The organism is Microcoleus sp. PH2017_09_SFU_O_A (genome assembly GCF_020738625.1).
GTDB lineage: Bacteria > Cyanobacteriota > Cyanobacteriia > Cyanobacteriales > Microcoleaceae > Microcoleus.
This window is the reverse complement of sequence record NZ_JAEQCF010000064.1, coordinates 1-21,601: the sequence shown is the minus strand read 5'-3', so window position 1 is coordinate 21,601 and position 21,601 is coordinate 1. Positions and strand designations below refer to the sequence as shown.

General features: G+C 46.1%; 23 protein-coding genes and 1 pseudogene. 7 read left to right on the top strand and 17 right to left on the bottom strand.

The window, feature by feature from the left end:
• Positions 1-150 precede the first annotated feature (150 nt).
• Complete coding sequence (locus tag JGK16_RS22440; protein ID WP_293185452.1) at positions 151-1,044, bottom strand: M23 family metallopeptidase; 894 nt, start codon at positions 1,042-1,044, stop codon at positions 151-153.
• Positions 1,045-1,364: 320 nt separating this feature from the next.
• Between JGK16_RS22440 and JGK16_RS22435 the strand changes: the two genes are divergently transcribed.
• On the top strand, positions 1,365-2,582 hold the full coding sequence (locus JGK16_RS22435) for an HhoA/HhoB/HtrA family serine endopeptidase (protein WP_293185453.1): 1,218 nt from the start codon (positions 1,365-1,367) through the stop codon (positions 2,580-2,582).
• A 325-nt stretch (positions 2,583-2,907) separates the two neighbouring features.
• Here the strand turns inward: JGK16_RS22435 and JGK16_RS22430 are convergent, their stop codons facing one another.
• The 12 genes and pseudogenes from JGK16_RS22430 to JGK16_RS22375 form a co-directional block, all read right to left on the bottom strand.
• Positions 2,908-3,255 carry a DUF760 domain-containing protein gene (locus JGK16_RS22430; protein ID WP_293192607.1) on the bottom strand — a complete coding sequence of 116 codons (348 nt, stop codon included), beginning with the start codon at positions 3,253-3,255 and terminating at the stop codon, positions 2,908-2,910.
• Between the two features lie 42 nt (positions 3,256-3,297).
• On the bottom strand, positions 3,298-3,813 hold the full coding sequence (gene scpB / locus JGK16_RS22425; RefSeq protein WP_293185455.1) for an SMC-Scp complex subunit ScpB: 516 nt from the start codon (positions 3,811-3,813) through the stop codon (positions 3,298-3,300).
• 87 nt (positions 3,814-3,900) lie between these two features.
• Entirely contained in the window at positions 3,901-4,752 is an 852-nt protein-coding gene (locus JGK16_RS22420) for an ABC transporter ATP-binding protein (protein WP_293185456.1), read from the bottom strand.
• A gap of 279 nt (positions 4,753-5,031) precedes the next feature.
• A complete protein-coding gene (locus JGK16_RS22415; protein WP_293203412.1) occupies positions 5,032-5,160 on the bottom strand; it encodes a hypothetical protein in 129 nt (42 codons plus the stop codon).
• Positions 5,161-5,253: 93 nt separating this feature from the next.
• Positions 5,254-5,928 (bottom strand): hypothetical protein, encoded by a 675-nt coding sequence (locus JGK16_RS22410; RefSeq protein ID WP_293185457.1) that lies wholly within the window; start codon positions 5,926-5,928, stop codon positions 5,254-5,256.
• A 2-nt stretch (positions 5,929-5,930) separates the two neighbouring features.
• A complete protein-coding gene (locus JGK16_RS22405) occupies positions 5,931-6,602 on the bottom strand; it encodes a hypothetical protein (RefSeq protein ID WP_293185458.1) in 672 nt (223 codons plus the stop codon).
• Between the two features lie 65 nt (positions 6,603-6,667).
• Positions 6,668-6,919 (bottom strand): TIGR02450 family Trp-rich protein, encoded by a 252-nt coding sequence (locus JGK16_RS22400; protein ID WP_293185459.1) that lies wholly within the window; start codon positions 6,917-6,919, stop codon positions 6,668-6,670.
• A gap of 58 nt (positions 6,920-6,977) precedes the next feature.
• Positions 6,978-8,183: a transposase gene (locus JGK16_RS22395; protein WP_293185460.1), complete on the bottom strand. Its 1,206-nt coding sequence runs from the start codon at positions 8,181-8,183 to the stop codon at positions 6,978-6,980.
• A gap of 803 nt (positions 8,184-8,986) precedes the next feature.
• The gene (locus JGK16_RS22390; RefSeq protein WP_293148907.1) at positions 8,987-9,226 is read right to left on the bottom strand and encodes a hypothetical protein; all 240 of its coding nucleotides are present in this window, start codon (positions 9,224-9,226) and stop codon (positions 8,987-8,989) included.
• Between the two features lie 1,379 nt (positions 9,227-10,605).
• On the bottom strand, positions 10,606-12,441 hold the full coding sequence (locus tag JGK16_RS22385) for a caspase family protein (protein ID WP_293192605.1): 1,836 nt from the start codon (positions 12,439-12,441) through the stop codon (positions 10,606-10,608).
• Positions 12,442-12,546: 105 nt separating this feature from the next.
• Positions 12,547-12,669: pseudogene (locus JGK16_RS22380) on the bottom strand (hypothetical protein); the annotation flags it as partial.
• A gap of 111 nt (positions 12,670-12,780) precedes the next feature.
• Entirely contained in the window at positions 12,781-12,951 is a 171-nt protein-coding gene (locus JGK16_RS22375) for a hypothetical protein (RefSeq protein WP_293185464.1), read from the bottom strand.
• Positions 12,952-13,181: 230 nt separating this feature from the next.
• On the opposite strand from JGK16_RS22375, the gene JGK16_RS22370 reads away from it, so the two are divergent.
• The 5 genes from JGK16_RS22370 to JGK16_RS22350 all read left to right on the top strand — a co-directional run bounded on the left by JGK16_RS22370 (position 13,182) and on the right by JGK16_RS22350 (position 17,601).
• Complete coding sequence (locus tag JGK16_RS22370) at positions 13,182-13,883, top strand: V4R domain-containing protein (protein WP_293185466.1); 702 nt, start codon at positions 13,182-13,184, stop codon at positions 13,881-13,883.
• 101 nt (positions 13,884-13,984) lie between these two features.
• Positions 13,985-14,251 (top strand): hypothetical protein, encoded by a 267-nt coding sequence (locus JGK16_RS22365; RefSeq protein WP_293185469.1) that lies wholly within the window; start codon positions 13,985-13,987, stop codon positions 14,249-14,251.
• 172 nt (positions 14,252-14,423) lie between these two features.
• Entirely contained in the window at positions 14,424-14,897 is a 474-nt protein-coding gene (locus JGK16_RS22360) for a phycobilisome protein (protein WP_293185471.1), read from the top strand.
• A 190-nt stretch (positions 14,898-15,087) separates the two neighbouring features.
• The gene (locus JGK16_RS22355) at positions 15,088-15,750 is read left to right on the top strand and encodes a V4R domain-containing protein (RefSeq protein ID WP_293185472.1); all 663 of its coding nucleotides are present in this window, start codon (positions 15,088-15,090) and stop codon (positions 15,748-15,750) included.
• A gap of 684 nt (positions 15,751-16,434) precedes the next feature.
• Positions 16,435-17,601, top strand: coding sequence for a pentapeptide repeat-containing protein (locus JGK16_RS22350; protein ID WP_293192603.1), 1,167 nt, complete (start codon positions 16,435-16,437; stop codon positions 17,599-17,601).
• A gap of 99 nt (positions 17,602-17,700) precedes the next feature.
• On the opposite strand, the gene JGK16_RS22345 is transcribed toward JGK16_RS22350, so the two are convergent.
• From JGK16_RS22345 to JGK16_RS22335, 3 genes are all read right to left on the bottom strand, one after another.
• On the bottom strand, positions 17,701-18,171 hold the full coding sequence (locus tag JGK16_RS22345) for a phycobilisome protein (RefSeq protein WP_293187096.1): 471 nt from the start codon (positions 18,169-18,171) through the stop codon (positions 17,701-17,703).
• Between the two features lie 38 nt (positions 18,172-18,209).
• Positions 18,210-18,692 carry a 2Fe-2S iron-sulfur cluster-binding protein gene (locus JGK16_RS22340; RefSeq protein WP_293187095.1) on the bottom strand — a complete coding sequence of 161 codons (483 nt, stop codon included), beginning with the start codon at positions 18,690-18,692 and terminating at the stop codon, positions 18,210-18,212.
• An 85-nt stretch (positions 18,693-18,777) separates the two neighbouring features.
• Positions 18,778-19,089, bottom strand: a complete 312-nt coding sequence (locus JGK16_RS22335) for a hypothetical protein (protein WP_293187094.1) — start codon at positions 19,087-19,089, stop codon at positions 18,778-18,780.
• Between the two features lie 94 nt (positions 19,090-19,183).
• On the opposite strand from JGK16_RS22335, the gene JGK16_RS22330 reads away from it, so the two are divergent.
• A complete protein-coding gene (locus tag JGK16_RS22330) occupies positions 19,184-21,121 on the top strand; it encodes a serine/threonine-protein kinase (protein WP_293192601.1) in 1,938 nt (645 codons plus the stop codon).
• On the opposite strand, the gene JGK16_RS22325 is transcribed toward JGK16_RS22330, so the two are convergent.
• Positions 21,111-21,275: a hypothetical protein gene (locus JGK16_RS22325; RefSeq protein WP_293203409.1), complete on the bottom strand. Its 165-nt coding sequence runs from the start codon at positions 21,273-21,275 to the stop codon at positions 21,111-21,113. The genes JGK16_RS22330 and JGK16_RS22325 overlap by 11 nt on opposite strands.
• Between the last annotated feature and the right edge of the window lie 326 nt (positions 21,276-21,601).

Sequence of the window (21,601 nt, the reverse complement as noted above, 5' to 3'; positions counted from 1 at the left end):
CAAGTCTTCTGAGATGAGCGATATATGGGCTGGAATGTCGTAAACTCATTAATTAAGTGAGGGGGTGCAATTCAAATCTCGCCAAGGGCTGGGAGTAAATTATCTCATAAAAAAATATATGTGGTTGAATTGCGTGTTCAACCACCAATTCTATTTTTTAAGAGTAGCTTGCAAATAAACCAACGGATCTTCAGCCACCCAACCAGAACCAGAATTGTACCGAACTTCAAAATGCAAGTGAGATTGCGGAATATCCCGTTTTCCCGTCATCCCCACACTTCCCAAAACTTCTGGCGATCGCACTTTTTGACCGACTTTCACCGCAATATCTCTTACATGAGCGTAGCGCGTTTGCTTCCCCGCTTGATGGTTCACGACAACTAAATTCCCGTAATCCCCCTGCGGCCCCGCAAAGGCAACTGTACCTCCGCCCGCAGCCAAAACCTGCGTACCTTCCGCCGCCAAAAAATCTACACCGCTGTGGAAAAAAAACTCACGACGTACCGGATGCCACTGCCGCCCGAAACGCAAACCTTCCACCGCTGGGGCGGGGAGCGGGAAGCCTTGCACCAACGATGTTGCATCGGGATTTACCGAAGGTGCGATCGACCTATTCACCTTTGGCACAAACACCGTTTGTCCCAAAGACCTGCACCCATTCGCCTCAAATAGCAAATCTGCGGGGACTTGATAAACTTGGGCCAATTTTTGCCAATTCCAGCCCGCAGGCACTTCTACGAGCCTGCCATCGTAGGGAGGAATGACGATCGCACTTCCGGCACTAACTCGACCTCCCCGCAACATCGGATTTATCCCAATCAGCGCCGCTGTTGGCACATTGTACTGTCGCGCTATACTTTCTACCGTTTCGCCCTGGAGAGCGATGTGGCGGCGCGATCGAGCCAAAGCCGCCCCCAGGCAATCGCGGGCGGGGTTGGGGGTTTCTAAAGGTGCGCCGGGAGGAAGATTTGCCGCCGTTTTTTCAACAGGGGCGATCGAGCAAATCAGTGCAGAAATGACCCAAAATAGGCGTTTAGAACTCATTGCGTACAGAAAAAAGTATTCATTTCGGACAATTGACAATTTTTTAGCCGAGTGAAAAGGCTTATTTGAAAACTCCAGCCGTACCCCAGACTGTAAATCCCAGGCTAAGCCAAGTTACGATGAGAAGAATTATTAGTTTTTGTCGTTTTTGGCAAATCAGGCAATTTTTGCCCGTGATGCCCCTGTTGTGCCTGCTTGCTAACAGCTATGTTCTTGAGGAAGTGGTACGCCCCGCCCCGCTTCCTTCCCGTCGCCAAGACAAAAATGCTTAATGCCGAACGTGTCTGCGGGGATGAGGTATTCAGCGGGAGTTGTTAAATATGAGTTTATCTTTTAAGCAGTTGACCCTTTATGTCACTTTGCTGTCTGTTGGGGGAGGCATCGGATGGTTGGGGAATCGCTATCTACAAGGCTCAAACAATCCAGAAACCGGATCAGTTTTGCCCGTGGTGCGCCAGCAAATCCCCTCCTATGTGTCTCCTCCTGTTCAGGAAAATCGCCCAGTCGATCGCAGCAATCCCAATTTTATTGCTGAAGCAGCCGAAAAAATCGGCCCTGCTGTCGTACGCATTGACGCCTCGACTAAGGTAACGAATCAAGTCCCCGAAGCTTTCAACAATCCTTTGTTTCGCCGGTTTTTTGGGGACAATTTGCCCAAGCCGGAAGAACGAGTCAAGCGCGGTACGGGTTCTGGGTTTATTCTCACTCCTGATGGCCGCATCGTGACTAATGCTCACGTTGTCTCCGGGACGGATACTGTGAAGGTGACGCTCAAAGACGGCCGCGAGTTTGAGGGTAAAGTGCAGGGCGTCGATCCGCTGACGGATGTTGCTGTTGTGAAAATTAATGCCAAGGAACTCCCGCAGGTGACTTTGGGTCGATCGGACAATATTGTACCCGGACAGTGGGCGATCGCGATCGGCAATCCTTTAGGTCTCGACAATACCGTGACTGTGGGCATTATTAGCGCCACGGGTAGAACCAGTTCCCAAGTCGGCATCCCCGACAAACGAGTGCGGTTCATCCAAACCGACGCCGCCATCAACCCCGGCAATTCAGGCGGCCCGCTACTGAACGACCAAGGCGAAGTAATTGGCATCAATACCGCCATTCGCGCCGACGCTCAAGGCTTGGGATTTGCAATTCCGATCGAAACCGCCAAACGAGTGTCAGATCAGTTATTCGCCAAAGGTAAAGCAGAACATCCCTATCTCGGCATTCAAATGCTCAGCTTGACTCCCGCCACCAAGGCAGAAGTCAACAAACAACTCGATAATAAAATTACGATCGATCGAGGCGTAGCCGTGACGAGAGTCGTGGAAAATTCCCCTGCCAAACAAGCCGACTTGCGCGCTGGAGATGTCATCCAAAAAATTGACGGAATTGCGGTCAACACTCCCGGGGACGTACAAGAACGGGTGGAAAACACTGCTGTGGGCAAAGAACTCGAAGTGGAAATTAACCGTTTCGGTCAAGTTCAGAAAATTAAAGTACGTCCAGGTGCTTTTCCCATATCGGGGAGTCCAACCGGTGGTTAAGGATCGCGAATTAAATAATTTACACATATTTGTGGGAAGGGCGTCCCGCCCGTCCTTTCTGGAAGGGCGGGACGCCCTTCCCACAAGAACCATAAAAATTGTAAGTTATTTAATTCTCATTCCTAAGTTCAAGCGGTGGAGTTGAAAAACAAATCTGATGCTGGATAGTCCTAGACGCAAAAACCGGGTTTTGCTACCCAAATCATCCGTGTATCGCCAGGTATACAGGATTAAAAACCCGGTTTCTTAATTCGCTGTCCGTCCAGGAATGTTTATTTTGTCAACAAGTTTCATCTTTCTGGCTTCCCCAAGCCGCCGCTCTTTGTTACTTTTCTTTGGTAGGGTTTGGTTGAATCGAACTCGTGCTTGCTAAATTTTCTTCTAGGTACATCCTCTGCTCCATTTGTCTCAGAAAATAGCCTGTCATCATCGCTGAAGCTAGCAAACCTGCTAAGTTTTCGCGGTCTGTGGTAATTTCGACGTTAAAATTCTCTGAAGGCAGGACGCCGACAAGTCCTTGAACGTTATGAGAGATAATTTCTCTGATTTCTGGGCTGGCGGACTTGGCGATGCGGGCTAGAACCTCCGGGGATTGGTGCTGGAGGTACTTCAGAAGTGGATTGACTGCGGTTTGTTGGGCATTGGAACTATCAAAGTCAGGGTGAAAAACCATTTGGCGATTCTTAATTTCTGGCTTGCTACATTCTACTTCAAACTACTCCTCATTGCTTGGGTACAAATTTGCCTGAAAGTCAAGTTGTAATTGTTTGGGCAATTGGTCTACTTGAAAATACCGGTGAAATTTTTCGGTAACTTGTAGCCAGTACGATCGCCCATCCGTTGGCTTTCGTTTCCGCACAAAACCCATTTCTACCAGTTCCTGTACTTGTTGGTAAGCCCCCGAACCCCGCAAATTCACTAAATCTGGCTGCGTGATGCCACCTTTGAGGGCGATCGCCGCCAGCGTCCGCAAAGCCCCAACACCTAATTCTGGGGGTATTAAAGTTTGCATTAAACTCGCAAACTCGTCTCTGAGTTGCAGGCTGTATCCTGTCGGGGTTTCGACGACTTCTAGGGCACTGTCGCGGTGGGAAGAGTCAGACATGAGCTCGATAATCGCATCTTCGGCTTCGGATCGATCGCACTTAGCAATCTCGGCAATCTCTACCAGCGACACCGGCTGACCTTTTAAATAAAGTATGGCTTCTATTGTTGTGGCTAAACGAGTCATTGGGGAATTTGTAATTAGAAATAGAGACGTTGAATTCAGAAGGATCGAGTTATCTAGGAAAACCGGAAAAAAGCAATTAGACATTAATCAATCTAACTGTCTGCCAGTCAGTTCTACAAAAATATCCTCTAAATTAGAAGGACGAACCATCATACCAGTCTTATCCTCTTTCGCATCCAGATAAAAATTCGCTTCTTCCAAAGTCGGGAAAAACTTGTAGTCCCAGCGATCGCCTATTTGCTTCATCACCAACCCTTGACCGTGTTCTTGCCGCAGTTGCGCTAGCGTTCCCAATTGAATCAACTTACCGCCGTCCATAATCCCGATGCGATCGCACAAATACTCTACCTCATCCATATAATGCGTCGTCAACAGCATAGTCATCCCCTGCTTGTTCAAATCTAGAATAATTTCCCACAACCTGCGCCGCGTTTGCGGGTCTAACCCTACAGTCGGTTCGTCCAAAAATAAGATTTCCGGTTCATGCAAAAGCGATCGGGCAATTTGCAACCTCCGCTTCATTCCACCCGACAAAGTTTTGACTAAATCATCCCGTCTTTCTGCTAATTCTACATATCCCAACCACTGTTTAATCAACTGTTGCCGTTTCGGGTTGGGGATGTGGTGCATCCGCCCGTGAAACTCCATATTTTCCCATACAGAAAGCTCATTATCAACGCTAGTTTGTTGCAACACAACGCCGATGGACTGTTTAACTTGCAAGCTTTGACGCATCACGTCATATCCAGCTACCTGAATTTGACCGCTGCTGGGTTTAGTCAGCGTAGTCAGCATCCGAATTGTCGTCGATTTTCCGGCACCGTTGGGGCCCAGGAGACCGAACATTTCTCCGGCTTCAATCGTGAACGAAAGGTCATTGACAACAGGAATTTTGTTGTAGATTTTGCAGGCATTTTGCAGGGAAACAGCGGCAGTCATAGGTATTTTTGTATCAATTATTGCGATCGATCTCTTGTTTCTGGGCCAGAGTTTGCCTGGTCAATCAACCATAATACTTGTGGCGGGTTTACTAACAATCTCAGATTCACATCCACAATAATATCTATCAACCTGCCCCAACCAAACGACAAAATTTGATGGCGGGCAATTCAACAGACATGATATCATCTCTGGATGCAGCAACAAGTGCGATCGACTAAATTTTCTGGTAACACTCATCGTTAAAAATAGCATAAAAATTAGGTTTTTATGCTATTTTTAACGAAGAATCTTGTTAGGGCAACCAATCTGAGTCTCACCCTCAGGTATCAGGCTGATTTTTTTTATCAGAAAGAATTGGTTGAAAGCCTCTCCCCGATCGGGAGAAATTAAAATCAGACTATTCATTACTCCAATCCTCGGACTTCTAGGTAGAGGTCGCTCTCAAACTGTCAACTGTCAACTGTCAACTGTCAACTGTTGAACGCTGGCATTACCCGCTTATTGCGGTTGAGTTAAGTCAGGGGTCAGTTCCACGATCCGCTTGTCAAGTTGGCGCGCGACTGAACTCATTGTTATAGCGGGTTTCTTGCCATCAACATACAGAATCATCAGATAACTTCCTATTTTTCCCCGTCGAAATACCGCGATTTCGAGATTCATCGTCACACCTTGTATTTTTCCTTGATTTGTCCACCCACGCGATACCTCCCCAATCTTTTCTTCTAAAGTTAAATTAGTAAGATTAGTAAATTGATATTCATTCTTACCACTACTGTTTAAACCTTTGGAGAACTCTTTAGCAAAAACATCTTCACGCATATCTGCGTCAAATTTAGCTCGCTCGATCTGGTTGGTCAGTTTTTGTGTAAATCCTAGGATTATTTGAAAATGCTGATCGTCGTTTTTGTTATAACCAAACACACTTGCTGGTTTCAATGTCTGGAGACCGCTGACCAGTTTTTGCATGGTCGGAAGTGGCATCTCTACAAAACCTGCGGGTAAGTCTTGTAAGGTCAGGACTAGGTTGGGCAAGTCCGCTGCGGGAGTTGGAATATCCGCAGATAGAGTATTGGGAAGAGAGCGAATTGGAATTGCGATCGACTCTTTGCCAAGCGCACTGGCCAATCCAGCACTAATGAGCAAACATACCAAGAACACAAGTTTTTTTTTCATTCTTATTGCGGTTGAGTTAAGTCAGGTTTCAGTTCCATGATGCGCTTGTCTAGTTGCCGCGCGGTCGAGCTACTTGTCATAGTGGGTTGTTTGCCGTCGAGATAGATAATTGCGACAAAACTTCCTATTTTTCCCCGCCGAAACAGCACGAGTTCGACATTGATGAGTAAACCTCGTATTTTTCCTTGACTTCTCCATCCACTCGATACATCGCCAATCTTATCTTCTAAACTTAAAGGCATAGCATTAGCAAAATTAAATTCCTTGTTGCTACTGTTTAAACCTTTAGAGAACTCTTGTGCAACTTTCTCTTCACGGACTCCTGCATCAAATTGAGATCGATCGATTGCGTTGGGCAGTTGTGTTGTAAATCCCATGACTATTTGAAACTGCTGGTCATCACTCTTTTGATAGCCAAACACGCTTGCTGGTTTAAAGTCAGGCGTACCAGTGCCCATTCTTTTGAGACTCGCAGGTGGCATTTCTGTAAAACCTGCGGGCAAGTCTTGTAAAGTCAGGACTAAGCCGGACAAGTCTGCTGCGGGAGTTGGAATATCGGCAGACAGAGTATTGGGAAGAGAGCGAATTGGAATTGCGATCGACTTTCCGACAACTGCACCGCCCAATCCAGCACTAATTAGCAAACACACCAAGAACACAACTTTTTTTTTCATTACTTCACCCTCTTGCGATTACCATGACCAATCTCTAACTCACTCTACCCCCAAAACGCTATCTTTTACTCTACCGCTTCTAATTCCTCTAATTCTTGTGTAGACTGCCATCCAGCTTGCCAGAGCGATCGATCTTTGAGCTGTTTGGCGTTCAGCCAGAAACGGACATTTGGATCGCAAGCCGCCACCATTTCCGCAAAAACCCATTGACCTTCGTTTTTTCTGTTGACTACTTGAAAGTGCCGCCACCCCCAAGTTTTTTGGTGAGAAGTCCATCGGGAACCAACTAAATAAGGAAATTTTTGTTTTTTCGGCACAGTGTTTTTGTTGACAAATATATGAGAAAGCAAGTTAATTGCATTGACACTCCCCGCCCTATAAGTGCGGGGATTCTAGGTTCACAGTCGCAACTTGCTCAACCAGGGTTGCCCCAAGTAGAGTAGAGGTTACAACTCCCCCAGCGTTACTTTGGGGATGTCCTCCCCTAGATTTTGCTTTAAGCAAAATGTTGATAGCCGCGTTTGTATCTCTGTGCAGGTTACAGCCGCAAACACAAACATGAGTTCTAGCACTCAGAGACTTTCTGACAACTCGTTTGCATTGGCTGCACTCAGCACTCGTGTAGTGAGGGGGAATAGCAACAGCTAGTTTTCCAAACTTGGTAGCAAAATAGTGAATCCACATTCTGAATAGATACCAGCTAGCGTCTGCAATAGATTTAGCTAAGCAGTGGTTTTTGAGCATATTGCTAATTTTTAAGTCTTCGTAGGCTACTAAATCGTTAGATTTGCATACGTTACGCGCCAATCTCTTAGCGTGTTCATTCCGTTGCCTACTTACCCTTAAATGTTTCTTGGAATATCTAGCCCTTGCTTGACGGCGGTTGTTCGATCCTTTCTGTTTTTTATAAATGCGACGTTGAGCGTGCTTGATGTCAGGTTCAGATTTTCTCAAGAATTTAGGATTGGGTTCGTGATATCCGTTGGAATCTGTGTAGAAAGATTCCAAACCAACATCTAAACCGATCTCTTTCCCTGAAAGAGGCTGAATATCTCGACACTCAACATCGACGCAAAACTGACAGTAATAGCCGTCGGCACGGCGCACCAATCTCACTCGTTTAATAGCTACTACTGGATAAGTATGGATGTCCCATTTACCCAGCAACTTTAGCTCTCCGATACCCTTCTTGTCGGTAAAGGTGATACGCCGTTTGGTTGGAATTAGCGACCATCCACTTGTCTTGTACTCAACCGAGCGATTGGATCGCTGAAATTTTGGGTAGCCCTTTTTACCCGGTTTTTTCTTTTTACAGTTGTCGTAAAATCGAGATATAGACAGCCATCCCCGCTCGGCAGCAGCTTGTACTGCCATCGCATTAAGCTCTTTAACAAAGGCGAATTCTTGGCGCAGTTTTGTAGAATACTTGTTCAAAGCAAATCGATCTATCTTGTCTTCCCTTGATGCGTCCATCCAGTAACGAATTGATTTGTTGCGGATGAATTGCACCGTCTGAATCGCTTCGTCGATCGCTCGATATTGAGATGGTTTTGCTTTGACTTTGTATTCAAGGACTAGCATTGATTCTCCCGCGATTTTACGCTTATTCTAGTATACTACAAGCAGAAAAAACTTCCCGTAAAATATCAAAGCCGTCCTATAAGGACGGGATTTGAAACCCAATTTTCTGATAACTTTTTCTGTGGGATGATATTAATATCATAAATAAAAATTGTTCCTTAGTTCAAGTCATTCACCGGATATCCTCCCTCAGAAAGTTCCACATCTCCAACCGTTACCGTCCAGCCCGACTCCCACGCCTAACCCGGACAAAAATTTCAGATTGTTGCCGGCCCTTCTACAAATGCTGTACCGCGTGAAATTCATACCTGCGACAGTTGCTCAGTATTTAATAGAGGAGAACTCCCAACTCTTTACTCTGTCTGCAAGTAGATGGGTTTATTGTAACTTGCAGGAGTTTCGTCGCGGGACTCAAAAATAAAGGCAGTCTCGCGACTGCCCGTGTAATTAGTTATACCTATTCGATAGGGTTGATTTTTCAGCCGATCGACAAATAGCAAATTTATCCAGCACGAACTCAATCTTGAATCTCAAATCTAAAAGCAAATAACCCAGGTTTTAGTTGTGGACAATAACCCCGTTCTGCGAAACTTACTCAAATCTACTTTTAGAGCAGGTTTGACGTTCACTTCCTTTGTCTGCCAAAGCGGTGGGCCGCTTCCGATCCGCAGGCATTTTTTCGGGTTCAACTCTCCCTACAAACATTTTTTCAATCCGAATTGTGTCTCATTGACCCTGTAGGGTTCAACAAAAAAGCACTTTTAGACAAGATTGACTAATTTATCTGATTCTGTTGCTGCCCCTTAATTACTTCCGTGTGAAGGCTTGTGGCCCGATAAATCCAGAGGAAGCTGGGGAAGCCGGAGTCGCACTGCATTTGTTTGCAGCCAGAGAGTGATGGCGTGCTTCCGCTGTGGAGTCACGTACTCTCCGGGTCTGATCACGCCAGCACAGACGCCGATGTTTTTAATAAGGGTTTCTCGCTCCGATGAACTTGCACCCTGTAGCAACCTGACTTGGGCTTTGATAAAATCCACGTTCATAGCAGAAAGTAAAAGTAACTAAAGAACTCAGTTAAATAGCGATGCTTTGGTTCCAATTGTAACTCTAAAACCACTTGGTACGAATCCAATTGATTCAAGATCCCCGGGATGGGGATCGGGGCCTCTAGAGCTAGCCAACTTTATTTACTTTATCTGTTTTTGCTAGCAAAAGTGTCACCATGCTAGCAGTTTTGACAGAATTTTCCATAGTTAAGAACTGTTACAAATTTACCTAGCTTCCTACAATAATGCAGAGTTTAGTGCTAACGCTACTCTCTGGGACTCAAAAAATTCACCACAGTCTCCCGATCCTTGCCTTCTTACGTTTTAGCCTCCCCCATAGGGAAGGGATCGATCGCCAAAAATTCCTCTTACATCGCCCCTCTTAACACCCAGACACTACCACCTCACCCTATTGATTTAGATCCCCGCATATGCTTTGCTGTGGACTATAACTTTAGGCATACGTATTGTTACGGTGGCTACCAGACGCGAGCAAGTTTTGATTCTTGTTTATAGATGATATATTTTTTGGCTATTCTTCCAAAGCTATGATTTGTGTTAATTAAGGCAGCTTTATGATGTCCGCAGCAACGAAGACTCGCAGCTTCCGAGTCGATACATTTTGCTCTCTGTGGCGATGAATTTGTTTTCTAAATTCATTGGGGACGATCGCACACCGACGACAATTGCGAGTTGCGGCTAATTTTGTATAATTTATAACAGAGTGATTAATTCTAATAATTTAAAAACAGCACAATTTTCAATTTTTTCCCATCCGTCACTCGCTCCTAACAGCCAAAAAGATGGGTCAAACAAATCAATACGGCAATACCCACACCCTCAATCTTTAAAATCCCGATTTCACCTTCGCATTTGGTAGTCAATAGCAGTTATATATGGCGGAATTTGCTAGTTCCTAAACTTAAGAGTAAGTATCGAATTACAGCAAAACAGAAGCAATTAATGCCAAAATAAAAAAATAATTTTAGATTTAAGCTGACTTATTGAGGATTTTGGCATCAATCATTTTTTCATAAAACCATCGTTACAGCCATCATTGCGGTAAAAACAAACCTGGCTTTTGAGTCTGGAGAGGCTGGTCTATGGAGGTTTTGGAAATATTGGACGTACACGATAAATATTGATTAACACGCATCTACAATATGTTTTAGTTTCGCAAAAGGCATCGACCTGATAGCATATAAAATCCCCTCTCGCTGGCTCTGCGAAGGGGAAATAGTCCATGATATTATTGTTTAATACGCTCGATGTGTCGTTATCTTCTTGCACTATCAAGAGGTATGGATTGCTATACCTATCTTGACCCCCTAGCTAAGATAATTTCCCGGTGGTAAACCGGAAAATCATTAACTAAATCAACCTTTTTTCTGGCGTTGCAGCTTAGTTTTCCAATTGGCGATCGCCTTTTGAGCCGGCTCATAACTCTTGGTACCCGACGGCACCAGGGAAGCAGCTTCAACTGCCTCTTTCAACTTTCCTTGAGAGGCACGCAACTGAGCAATTTTGAGAATAGCTCCGCTCCACTCTCCAATCAACTGCTGAGCTTCTTCATGCTTTGGCTGACCGGGCTGAATTTTATTCGCTTGCTGGATGCCTTTACTGTAGGAAGAGGCAGCCCCCCGCTTAATTTGACTCGCAGCCGCCGATAGCAAAGCAGCATTGACATCCTGCTCTTTGGATAGCTCCTCCCACTGAACGATCGCCTGTTTCGACTGATTGTAAACCGCTTGATTCACATCAGGCATTAATTTAGCCGCGCCGATCGCCCCGGAGAAATTGCCCCTAGCAGCCCGCCCGTTAGCAATATCCAAAATCACCAAACTCCAGCGCTCAATATCCTGCTGAGCCTGCGGGTAGAGCGGATCGTTAGGCGGAATCGTTCGAGCCTTAACCACCGCTCGATTAAAACTAGAAGCCGAACCATCCTTGAGGAAAGTTTTTGCCTCAGCCCACACCTGCTGGCTTGAGGGAGGCTGCTTGCTATCAGTCGCTGCTTGTACCGCGCGCGGTTGGTTCTGCGCCACTCCACCACCAGCAGATTTTTGAGTCCCGGGGTTTTGGGCATTCTCAGCAGGCGATCGAGAATCTCCTTCCTGCTGACCGATAAAAATCGATTTGTTCGTCAGAAAAACACCCAACAGCAGCACCAAAGCGGTAGCTCCACTCCACAAAACTAACTGCTGTAAAAATGACTTATCCGATCCCCCGTTATCCGTATCCTCGGGCTGTTGCGAGTTCGGTCGATCGCCCCCCCCACCGCTTCCTGGTCTGACAGCATTCGGCTGCGACACAGGAGTCCTCTCAACCGAGGCATCAACCGCGTTGCGAGTTGCCTCGGGCACCTCCATTTGAGCAGTAGCCACAGCCATTTGCGGGCGATCGATCCCATCAGCCATCGCAACCGTCATATTGCCGTTGCGTCCGGCCAATGCAGAAGTCGGCACCCCAGCAGCATCAGGCAAAATCACCAAATGAGCCTTTCCAGGAGGATTCACCACCATCAAAGGTTCTTGTTTGGGACGCAAATGGTGGTCGCACAGCTCCGGTAGCCGATCGCTCAAGAAACGGTCTAAACCCTTAAGCGTCATGCACTGTCCCGATCGCAGCCCCTCTAAAAGCGCCGTCGTAAAAAATCCTTGACGCAGAGCAGAAGTTTCGCGCGAAACTTGATTCGGGCGGCAAGAAAGCACCGTCGGGATTTCCAGTTCCCGGGCCAGCTCTGCCGTTTGAGTGCCGATCGTTTCCCCCGCCTTCACTGTCTGGCTGCGGTTCATATCCACCAGCACCAACACCGTTTCCGTAGGAGCATTTTTCAGAGTATTCAACAGCAACTCTACCGGAATCCCCGTACCCTGAATGTCAGCCGGATTGCCATCAACAGGCATCAAATAATCCTTACCTTCATAGCTGACACCGTAGCCGCTGAAAAAACACCAAAGTAAATCTCCGTGTTGTAAATGTTCCGCGCAGAGGCTTTCGGTCAATTTCAGAATATTTTCCCGATTCGGATACGTAGATTGACCCCACAGCGACGGCGAGCTATCCGTCATCAACAGACATCCATCCGGCGCAAAACCAGCCTCCTCAGTCAAAAAACCGTAAAGTGCCTCTGCATCCTCTTGTGCATAACTCAAAGGCTGGAGTAACTGATATTGATTGATGCCTATTGCAATACAAGCGTGATGTTTCATCCCATATGCCCTATATATATAGTGGACAGATACATTTAACCCAGTAGAGGCTGGCAATCAGCCTCTACTGTGTATGGCGCGATGTGGTAAGATGCAATCTCACGACTATGCGGAGGTATCTCTCAAAGGCTTTAACAAAATGTTAAAGGCGCCATTTATCTCACGACCAATTGCGTGACCGCATTCAGGGGCAACAAATTGTTTGTTACCTGGTAATTTTGTGTGGCTCTGTCCACACTTTCAACAGCTTTTAGATCTATATTCTTCCATTACGTCTACTACAATACATCCACGTTTAGATGCTTGATGCTTCAACGTTTGAAAGAAACGGTATGCAGCTCATGCTACCATCGCTGCTGCTGTTTTGGTAGCCAACCGACCTTCCGGTGCTTTAGCATCTCGGTAGAGCGACTTTCGCTTAGTCCGCTTACCTCGATCGTTCTTCTTTCTGTTTGTGGCTGCTGACGCCTCGGCGAACCAGGGTTGGATTCGATGGTCAAGCTTGCACAAAACGATAACACATCGCCGTTTAACGTTAAAACGACTTTCGCCTCCTTAGTCAGATAAGTAGTTGTCCGAAGGCAGAACTGAAGTATCTGATACTCCTACTATATTGCAGTCAAAAATTATACCCTCTGCCTGCATTCATAAAATGACGTTAAATTGAATACACAGGTCAGTTTATTTGTTCTATGTGAACTAATTTTCAGCAAACTACACCAAACAGGAGTAAAGCGCCAATGGTCTCTACCGCCCCAAAAGAAATATCCACCCACAGGGAATCGCTATTGAAGCAAAAGCATCCTAAAACTCACAACCATTATAGGTTTCAGGATTTTTTTGCCTTCGATCGCGAGTTTGGTACAATTAACGACTGGAATAAGTCCCGCAACATTTTTACCAGCGAAGACTTCATCATCGGTTTAGTGGAGGGACTCGAAGAAGAAGTAGGCCCGGCGTCCTCTGTCATCATGTATACTATTGGTTGCCAGTGGGGGCTGCAAGATTCCGAATTTTTTCAAAAATGGTTTAGCGCCGAATTCAGCCAGAACATTCGCCAGTCGAATCTGATGTTCCTGCTAGAAACTTGGTGGTGGCCTTTCACTGCTCAAGGTTGGGGTCGCTGGGAAGTTGACATGAGCGATCGCAAACATGGCTGCATCTTCATCAACCTATTTGACTCAGCAGTTGCTCGAACTTTGGGCGACGTAGGCAAACCAGTTTGTCACCTATACGCCGGTTTGTTCGCCGGTTTCTTCGGAGCTCTAGTCAAAAAGCCTCTCAGTTGCATAGAACTCCAATGTTACTCAATGGGAGAAACCTATTGTAAATTCCTCCTCGGCAACCCAGACAAAATTGATGCAGCAGCATTCTGGCTCAACGAAGGTGCCAACGCCCGCGATATTCAAAATCGACTGCAACACGGTGAAATATTGCGGTAAACAACCTGGAAAGGCACATCCTCTGCCCTGCCTTTCCTCCCACCAATTTCGCGATCGCACGCATAGCGACCGATGGTGGGTATCTCCAGGCAGGAAGAAAGATGAAAAGTCAAACTTCATGGTTGGGTAAGTCTGTCCAAGACTTCTTTGGTCACTATAATTGGCTGGGACAACCTTTAGAAACCCAAAATGGCTCGACTTCTGGTCAAGCGCTGAGTTTAACGCGATCGGTAGCAGACTTTTTTCAAGCTATTTCTTGGGAAGGAATTCCCGAAGTAGGCGCCCTACCCCTACCGCCACCCTTGCCAGCAATTTCTATTTCTGAACCTGCCGAAGTCACCATTGACGATCTATTCGACCTCTTTTAATCTGCGTGGGGAATTGGAAATGGCCAATAGTTAATATTGGTTAGTTGTTATTTGTTATTGGTGGTAATTACGAAAACTATTACCAACTGCCAACTGCCAACTGTCAACTGTCAACTGTCAACTGTCAACTGACTTCCTTTTATCAATTACCGATTACCAATTAATTAAAATCATGCACCCTGAGATTGAGGCCCTGCTGGATCAGGCAGAAACCCGCTTTCTAAAAGGCGAAGAACTCATAGCCTTTAAGCGTCAAGCTGCAATCCTCGCCCAGCGCTTGAAAATTTACGAATTTTTGCGAGAGAAGGAAGCAAGCATCTTCCAACCAATAGCCAACAAGCTACAAGAAAAATTCCCCGACGAAAAAGAAGAAAACTTAGAACGATCGCTCAAACACTGGGTTTTAGTCTTGCGTTACTGCGCCATGGCCATGCTGCTGAACGATCGAGATTTTCTCGAACAGCGACTTCTCGACTGGGTTTCCGGTATAGTCGAAGCCCACCAAACTCAAAAAATCGAAGCAACTGTTTGCAATATGTTGCAAACTCGTTTAAAAGAACTGCTTTCCGAGCAAGCAAGAGCATTATTGCAACCATTCTTTGACCAAGCAAAATCAATGATTGTTGACCAAGGCAATAAAGAATAGGCAACAGGTAATACTTTAAAAAATGTAATTCAGGAACCATAAATTATGAGTTATAAGTAATAAATTTAATTTTAAACTTAACCCTCATAACTCCTTTTTTACAAACAATCAATTGCCAAATCCAAATTTCCTACATCGATAATAATTAACCTCTTCCGTCTTCCTTCCACGTCCCCATTGCCGATTACCGATGATTAATATTGCCGACTTGCTCAAACAGCCCCGCCTCCCTGGAAACTACTTTGCCAGCGATGCCTACGTCCGAGGCGACCTCGAACTAGGCCTGCTCGAAAACCGCCGGGGCGATCGGCTCATAGCCCTCCCAGAAACACTGATTCAAGCCATTTATATCGGCTTAGAACAAGAAACAGGCCAAGCCGCCCGCCTCGTGCTTTTCAACTGCGGTCGTTGGTGGGGGAAAAACTTCTACGTGCGCTTTTGCGAAGAAGTCAGCGAATACTACGGCCAGCCAGTTTCCGAAATGGAAATGGTAGAATTTATTCAGTCCTTGCAACAGTGCTGGAAAACTCACGGATGGGGAAAATTTGAATTTGACCCCAGCTATTCCGAACAGGGATTTTTAATAGTAAAGATTGGTAACTCTCTTTTTGCTAAAACAGCTCCCAAGTCGAAGCGGCCGGCCTGTTATTTAGAAGCAGGCATCTTAAGTTCCTTCTTTAGTCAGCTTACAGGTCGGGAACTCCACTGCCTGCAAACCTCCTGCGAATCCTTGGGTTCGGACTGCAACCGCTTTATTTTAGGACTGCGCGATCGCCTCCAACCGGCAGATTCTATGGTCGAAGAAGGACAAGCTCATGAAGCTATTATCAGTCAGCTTTGCCAAAAAAACTGACTCGTGTAACAGCTATTAGTTTATTGTTAATAGCTATCAGCTAGGTTATTGGGCGGCTATTTTATCCACCCGACGATCGAACATTACAGACAGTTAAATTATCAAAAATCTACAGAGTTTAAAAAATGGCTCTAGCTATTTCAAAAAAGTTTGACTGTAACTCAATAAGCTTGGGTTAGCTAAGCGTTTCATTGCTGTCCCCGCTCCCTTCGGGAGCGATATGTTATGAAAGCAATCACCAAGACTTTCTTGGGTTCTCAAGTAACAACAGGTGCAGGCATAAAAATTATCTTTTTAACCCAAGCTTAAGTAGTTGGACAAGATTAATTACACTGCGATGCTCGCAAAGCTTCCCAAGTAGTAATTCCCGAGCATTTTTTGTGTAATTAATTGTGTCAGGTTACTTATTGGACTACAACTCGCACCTAGACAATTCATGATTTACCTTAGAACAATACTCCGGACATAATTTTGGCTAATTTTAATGCTCAAAGTCCTATCGAGGCAACTGCTGGAACTCGATATTTTTTTTAATATCAGTGGTGGAGCCTAACAAGATAAAAAATTACTCTTGAAGTTTAACGCCAAAAAAACGTTACATAACAGTTCAAAAAACTGTCAGTATTGTTAGAAACTCATAAAATTTAAAAACAATCACAACCTCAAACTTTTTTCTCAAACTTAATGGACGCCAATGAACTTCTAAATCGATATGCAGCCGGCGAAAGAGATTTTAGACAGGCCAACTTGCGCGGCATTGTGTTGAGTCCGATCGATTTATACCGTTCCAGCGATGCCCCAACTCTACGTTTGGACAATCTTAACGAACACCAGCACAGACCATACTTAATCGGTGCTAACCTCAGTCAAGCCGACCTCACAAAAGCCCATCTGAGCCGAGCCAACCTCAGCAAAGCCGACCTCAGCGGAGCCAATCTGACCGGCGCCAACCTCATGGCAGCAAGTCTCAGCGGAGCCAATCTCACCGACGCCAATCTCACCGACGCCAACCTAGCGGGAGCTCACCTGAATTGGGCAAACCTAACAGGAGCAATTCTCCCCAAGGCAAATCTCATAGGTGCAGATATGAGCGCAGCAAACCTCACCAAAGCCGTTCTGAGCGAAGCAAATCTAAGTAAAGCCTATCTGATTAAAGCCAATCTCAACGGCGCAAACTTGAAAGATGCAGACTTGACTCTAGCAAGTCTCAAAGAGGCAGACTTGAGCGACGCACAGCTCACCGGAGCCGAATTGTCCAAAGCCAACCTAGCCGGAGCCAACTTAACCCGTGCCGAACTCAGCAAAGCCAACCTCAGCAAAGCTAACCTCAGGCGAACTAACCTCACTCAAGCTTATTTAAACAGCGCGTGTTTGAGCGAATCAGATCTCAGCGAAGCTTGCTTGGACAGAGCAAATTTGTGCAAAGCAGATATGAGCAAAACCTACCTCAGAAAGATTACTTTGAATGGCTGCCACTTAAGCGGTATCAACCTCAGCGGGGCAGATTTGGGCGGTGTAGACTTGAGCCGCAAACTTTTAACCGGAATTAATATGGCAGAGGCATTGTTGAACGAAGCCAATTTCAGCGGTGCTTATTTGATGGAAGCTAACTTGAGTGGAGCCAACCTCAGCAAAGCCAACTTGAGCGGGGCATACCTGATCAATGCCAACCTTTCTAATTCTTGCCTGCGTGAAATTGACTTGAGCAAAGCTAACCTCAGTAAAGCCAATTTGCGGAAAGCTGACTTGACAGGAGCAAACCTCCGCGGAGCCATTCTGAGTGAGGCGGATTTGGGGGGAGTTAACTTGCTTGGAGCCATTCTTCCTAACGGCAAAATCTATCACGGTTAATGCGATACCAGTCCGCTAAAACAATACAACCGTTGCCCCTTGCTCCAAGCATTTCTGTAATCAGTCATTCCCGCTCGAAAATGGTATGACTTTCCTTGATTATTTACCGACTATAGTGCGGTTGATGTCGAGAATCGGAAAAAATAAGCTGACTTCTTCAGCAGTCAGATATTGTTTTATTACCTTTTTCATGACATCGTAGGTCACGGTCGAACTATTACGACTGTGAACAGCGCCTAAAATACTTTGCAACCAAAGCAGCAGCCGATCGCGCAACCGTTCAGTATCATTAATCAACAGTGCTGTCGCCGAATGCCTCAATACCCGCACACCATCTCCACGGCACTTTTCAGTCAGATCTTGAGAACCGCGGCGATATAAACTAGGGTCGATAGACTGCATTTGTGCTTCCACCTGCCGAATAATTTCTTTTTCAGAGGCTTGAAGTTTTTTATAAGCGCTCATCCGGTGATTTAAAGACTGAAAGTAGTCTTTCAAAAATTGCAGCTCTTCGGCAGTGGCGTAGCGTCCGTCTGCTTCCGTGCTCAAACGCGCAAGTTGGCTCAACATAGATTTTTCTCAACTACTAAAATACAAACATATCAGTTTTAAGCTTCTTTAGTACGAACTAAATATTGTCCTACTTGGAAGCGGGTTTCATTAAGCTGTGTAACGATCGAACGAGTAATTAACTTTCCCGATTCTACAACTACTTGACCCGTAATTGGGTGTAACAAATCTTGCTGAGCTCGGCGACCGATCAGAGCTTCCACATTTTCAATAGCATTAATGTACATCCCGGCAGGTATCTGTACAACGACACCCTCGCCCATAATTTGAGCCTGACAAGCAAGTCGCGAATTGGATGCCGCTGTAGTAATGACCTCCAGCGTCCTCCTCTCGCGGCGGTTCATGTCAGACAAACCTTCCATGCCCTCTTTAATGTAAACGTGGCAGGTAGCGCACATTCCTCGCCCCCCGCATTCCTTAAGAACGTCTAAGTCTTTGGAAAGTAAGGCAGCCAGGATATTCGATCGAGTTTCCACTGCCATTTCCTCGGCAATTGGATCGAGTCTAATAATTTTAACCATATTGATTTTTCATCCTGTCAAGTTCAGTATGCAAGTGCGATCGACATATTCAAAGCCAAAAAAATTTGGCTAACACTCAAAAAAGCTAAGATGGCTTGACGACAGCATCAACTTCTGGCTCTCTAACCCAGATTGCATAACCGCTAGCTGTTTTGGTAATCGCTGTTGAGTCACCCCTATTCGCCAACTTAGCCACGATGGCTAAAACCTTCGATGGTTCTTGGACGGCTTTGAAAAAACTGTAATACTCACAATCAACTAAAATAGCAGCCACAGGCAGTTCCAGATCCGGCACCCGAATCCGGCAAGATTGATACTGACTGCGAAACTCAAGGATTTTGGTAGGTGCGACCGTGCGATCGCTCCTCGGAGGCTGAGAATGAACCTGAGATAACATAGCAGTACCTGGCGATCGATTCAAAAAATTGAATTTTTGTCAGCATTCTTTACATATTTTAATACTAGCTCAAGCTTTTTCTATAATTAGACCGATGCAACATTCTAAGTACCGTATTTTAGGGCTAGTCGGACAAGGGCAATTTGGTCGAGTTTTTTGTGCCAGCGTTCGAGAAACTCCCGCCAAGGACTCCCGCCTCACCAGCCAACTGGTTGCTCTCAAAGAACTCAGCCATCAAAAAGCCCCAACTAGCGAATTTTTAAGAGAGCTGTGGTTTCTGATCACCTTGCAGCACCCCAACATTGTCACCTGCCGAGCTCTCGAACACACAGCCACAGGCAGATACTTGGTTATGGACTACTGCGAGGGAGGAACTCTCCGTAACCTGCTCAAACAAGACCGTCCCTTGCGACTGCTCGAAGGTTTACAGCTAGTCATGGAACTTTTAGCAGGCTTAGACTACGCCCACCGCCGAGGCGTAGTTCATTGCGACATCAAACCCGAAAATATCCTCCTCACTCTAGGCTCCAAAGGTTGGTCGCCGAGGCTATCTGACTTTGGCATCGCCCGCCGACTTCCAGAAATCGGTACAACTCGCCTCCACCAAGAAATTTCTCCCGACGCTACCGTAGGTTCCCCGGCATACATGGCTCCAGAGCGGTTTTACGGTCTTTATTCCCCCATGTCAGATATATATGCAGTGGGAATTTTGCTGTTTGAGTTGCTCATGGGCTACCGCCCTTTCGGCGGAGCCCCCGGAGACTTGAGGTGGGCGCACCTGAATCAACGCTTGCAACTTCCCGACGCCATCCCCGAACCGTTGCAAGCAATAGTCAAAAAATCTTTGGAAAAGCTGCCGGCCCGCCGTTTTGCCAGTGCTTCCCAAATGGCTCAAGCTCTGCGACTGATCATGTACGACCCCGCTGTCCGGCAATTGGGCGACTGCATTGTTCCTTGGGAAAACCCCACAACCAACAACGCTAAAAGCCTGAAGTCGGACACTGACTCTGCGCTGGAAGTCGAAGAGGAAAAATCATCACAGCCGGCTATTAATTTACTTCGGACTGTTCGTTATTCGGTTTTGCAGCCAAAACCGCTAATACTTCCTGCACCGCTGACTGCTTTAATTGCCACGGAAAAGTATCTCTACGCTTCTGTAGGTAAAGAGGTGAAGGTTTGGTGTCAGCCGGGACAACACGCAGTTACAACAGAAGAAATGCCGACTTCTATATTAATGCCGGAAATTGTGCGTGGCATTTTACCTGCTTCCCACGGCTGCTGCGTTCTCACTCAGCAAAAACTTTACTGGCAGGGCGACGGCTCCTCAGAGCCTCAGTGCCTAATGGATATGGGTTTAAGGCAAGGTGCAGATGCTTTTAAAGCTGCTATTGATTCTCAGGGTCGCTGGTTGACAGTAGCTGTTCCCGGCGAACTGCGTTTTTATGCTTTAGCTGACAATAGCACTGCGGGCGATCGAGAAAAAGCCCTAAAGCCGATCGCTACTGTGGCGTTACCGGAACACTATTTACCAGAATTAACGTTTTTGGATCGACGACACGTTTTAGCCGTTTGGCCAGACAACGAACCAAAAAATCCCCAAACTATTTTTAGAGTTTACACTCGCCGTGGCACATCAGTGGGTTCTGTAAAGTTGTCTGCCAGCGTCGGACAGATGTTGTTGACACCTGAGCCTTATACCTTGCTCGGAATTCCCCAAGGTGGTAAAGCCGCTGTGTTGTCGATGAAATTGTGGCCGCTCAAGCTAGCGCGAATTCCTCTTGAAAGTTTGCCTGTGTCTGCTTGTGTAACTAAGTGGGGATGGGTGTTGGCAGATGCTGGGGGGCAGATAGCAGTGTTAAACAGTCAAGGGATTCAAGTAGGCAATTTTAGTGGCCCTGCCTCACCTCGGGCGATCGCCCCTTGGGGCAGCACAGGTTTGGTGATTGCTGCCAATACTGAGTCCGAGACTCACTTGCACTTTTTAGATGTAGATGTTGAGGAGACTAACCCGCGATCGAATCTCAAAGGCTGATAAATGGTCTAACTGAAAATGTTTGGGGGTGGCTGTAATTAAGGAGATTGTAGTTGCGGGCGATGGATTTGTGTGGGGCTAGGACTTGCAGGTGGGCGATCGATCCGATCGCATACCCCAATCTCCCTGAGTCAAGTACAACGAATGCAGGCACTACTCATATATATATGAATCAGATTGACCAATCACCTAGTGCTGTGGTGAACAGGGTGCGATCGGGCTGACACCGTAACCAAAGTCTTAGTAGCTCTGACTAAATCCAATTATATCCACCTCTGAAGTATTCTACAGACGGCTGTCAAAAACGAGATGGGGGTAAAAAAGCAGGTTCTGGCGTTAAAGCAGATGGGGCGATCGGATATGGGAGCCGGAAGGAACACCCGAAACCCATACGGTGCATGGCTTCAAAAAAAAGTCAAAATTATTTTCGCAAAACGCTTGACAAGCCCTTGCGAAATAAGTATATTAATAAAGCGCCAG

What these genes read in the sequence shown, in the direction of transcription:
- JGK16_RS22440 (WP_293185452.1), bottom strand. Translation starts at nt 1,044, where the DNA reads ATGAGTTCTAAACGCCTATTTTGGGTCATTTCTGCACTGATTTGCTCG.
- JGK16_RS22435 (WP_293185453.1), top strand. Translation starts at nt 1,365, where the DNA reads ATGAGTTTATCTTTTAAGCAGTTGACCCTTTATGTCACTTTGCTGTCT.
- JGK16_RS22430 (WP_293192607.1), bottom strand. Translation starts at nt 3,255, where the DNA reads ATGGTTTTTCACCCTGACTTTGATAGTTCCAATGCCCAACAAACCGCA.
- scpB (WP_293185455.1), bottom strand. Translation starts at nt 3,813, where the DNA reads ATGACTCGTTTAGCCACAACAATAGAAGCCATACTTTATTTAAAAGGT.
- JGK16_RS22420 (WP_293185456.1), bottom strand. Translation starts at nt 4,752, where the DNA reads ATGACTGCCGCTGTTTCCCTGCAAAATGCCTGCAAAATCTACAACAAA.
- JGK16_RS22415 (WP_293203412.1), bottom strand. Translation starts at nt 5,160, where the DNA reads ATGAATAGTCTGATTTTAATTTCTCCCGATCGGGGAGAGGCTTTCAAC.
- JGK16_RS22410 (WP_293185457.1), bottom strand. Translation starts at nt 5,928, where the DNA reads ATGAAAAAAAAACTTGTGTTCTTGGTATGTTTGCTCATTAGTGCTGGA.
- JGK16_RS22405 (WP_293185458.1), bottom strand. Translation starts at nt 6,602, where the DNA reads ATGAAAAAAAAAGTTGTGTTCTTGGTGTGTTTGCTAATTAGTGCTGGA.
- JGK16_RS22395 (WP_293185460.1), bottom strand. Translation starts at nt 8,183, where the DNA reads ATGCTAGTCCTTGAATACAAAGTCAAAGCAAAACCATCTCAATATCGA.
- JGK16_RS22390 (WP_293148907.1), bottom strand. Translation starts at nt 9,226, where the DNA reads ATGAACGTGGATTTTATCAAAGCCCAAGTCAGGTTGCTACAGGGTGCA.
- JGK16_RS22385 (WP_293192605.1), bottom strand. Translation starts at nt 12,441, where the DNA reads ATGAAACATCACGCTTGTATTGCAATAGGCATCAATCAATATCAGTTA.
- JGK16_RS22370 (WP_293185466.1), top strand. Translation starts at nt 13,182, where the DNA reads ATGGTCTCTACCGCCCCAAAAGAAATATCCACCCACAGGGAATCGCTA.
- JGK16_RS22365 (WP_293185469.1), top strand. Translation starts at nt 13,985, where the DNA reads ATGAAAAGTCAAACTTCATGGTTGGGTAAGTCTGTCCAAGACTTCTTT.
- JGK16_RS22360 (WP_293185471.1), top strand. Translation starts at nt 14,424, where the DNA reads ATGCACCCTGAGATTGAGGCCCTGCTGGATCAGGCAGAAACCCGCTTT.
- JGK16_RS22355 (WP_293185472.1), top strand. Translation starts at nt 15,088, where the DNA reads ATGATTAATATTGCCGACTTGCTCAAACAGCCCCGCCTCCCTGGAAAC.
- JGK16_RS22350 (WP_293192603.1), top strand. Translation starts at nt 16,435, where the DNA reads ATGGACGCCAATGAACTTCTAAATCGATATGCAGCCGGCGAAAGAGAT.
- JGK16_RS22345 (WP_293187096.1), bottom strand. Translation starts at nt 18,171, where the DNA reads ATGTTGAGCCAACTTGCGCGTTTGAGCACGGAAGCAGACGGACGCTAC.
- JGK16_RS22340 (WP_293187095.1), bottom strand. Translation starts at nt 18,692, where the DNA reads ATGGTTAAAATTATTAGACTCGATCCAATTGCCGAGGAAATGGCAGTG.
- JGK16_RS22335 (WP_293187094.1), bottom strand. Translation starts at nt 19,089, where the DNA reads ATGTTATCTCAGGTTCATTCTCAGCCTCCGAGGAGCGATCGCACGGTC.
- JGK16_RS22330 (WP_293192601.1), top strand. Translation starts at nt 19,184, where the DNA reads ATGCAACATTCTAAGTACCGTATTTTAGGGCTAGTCGGACAAGGGCAA.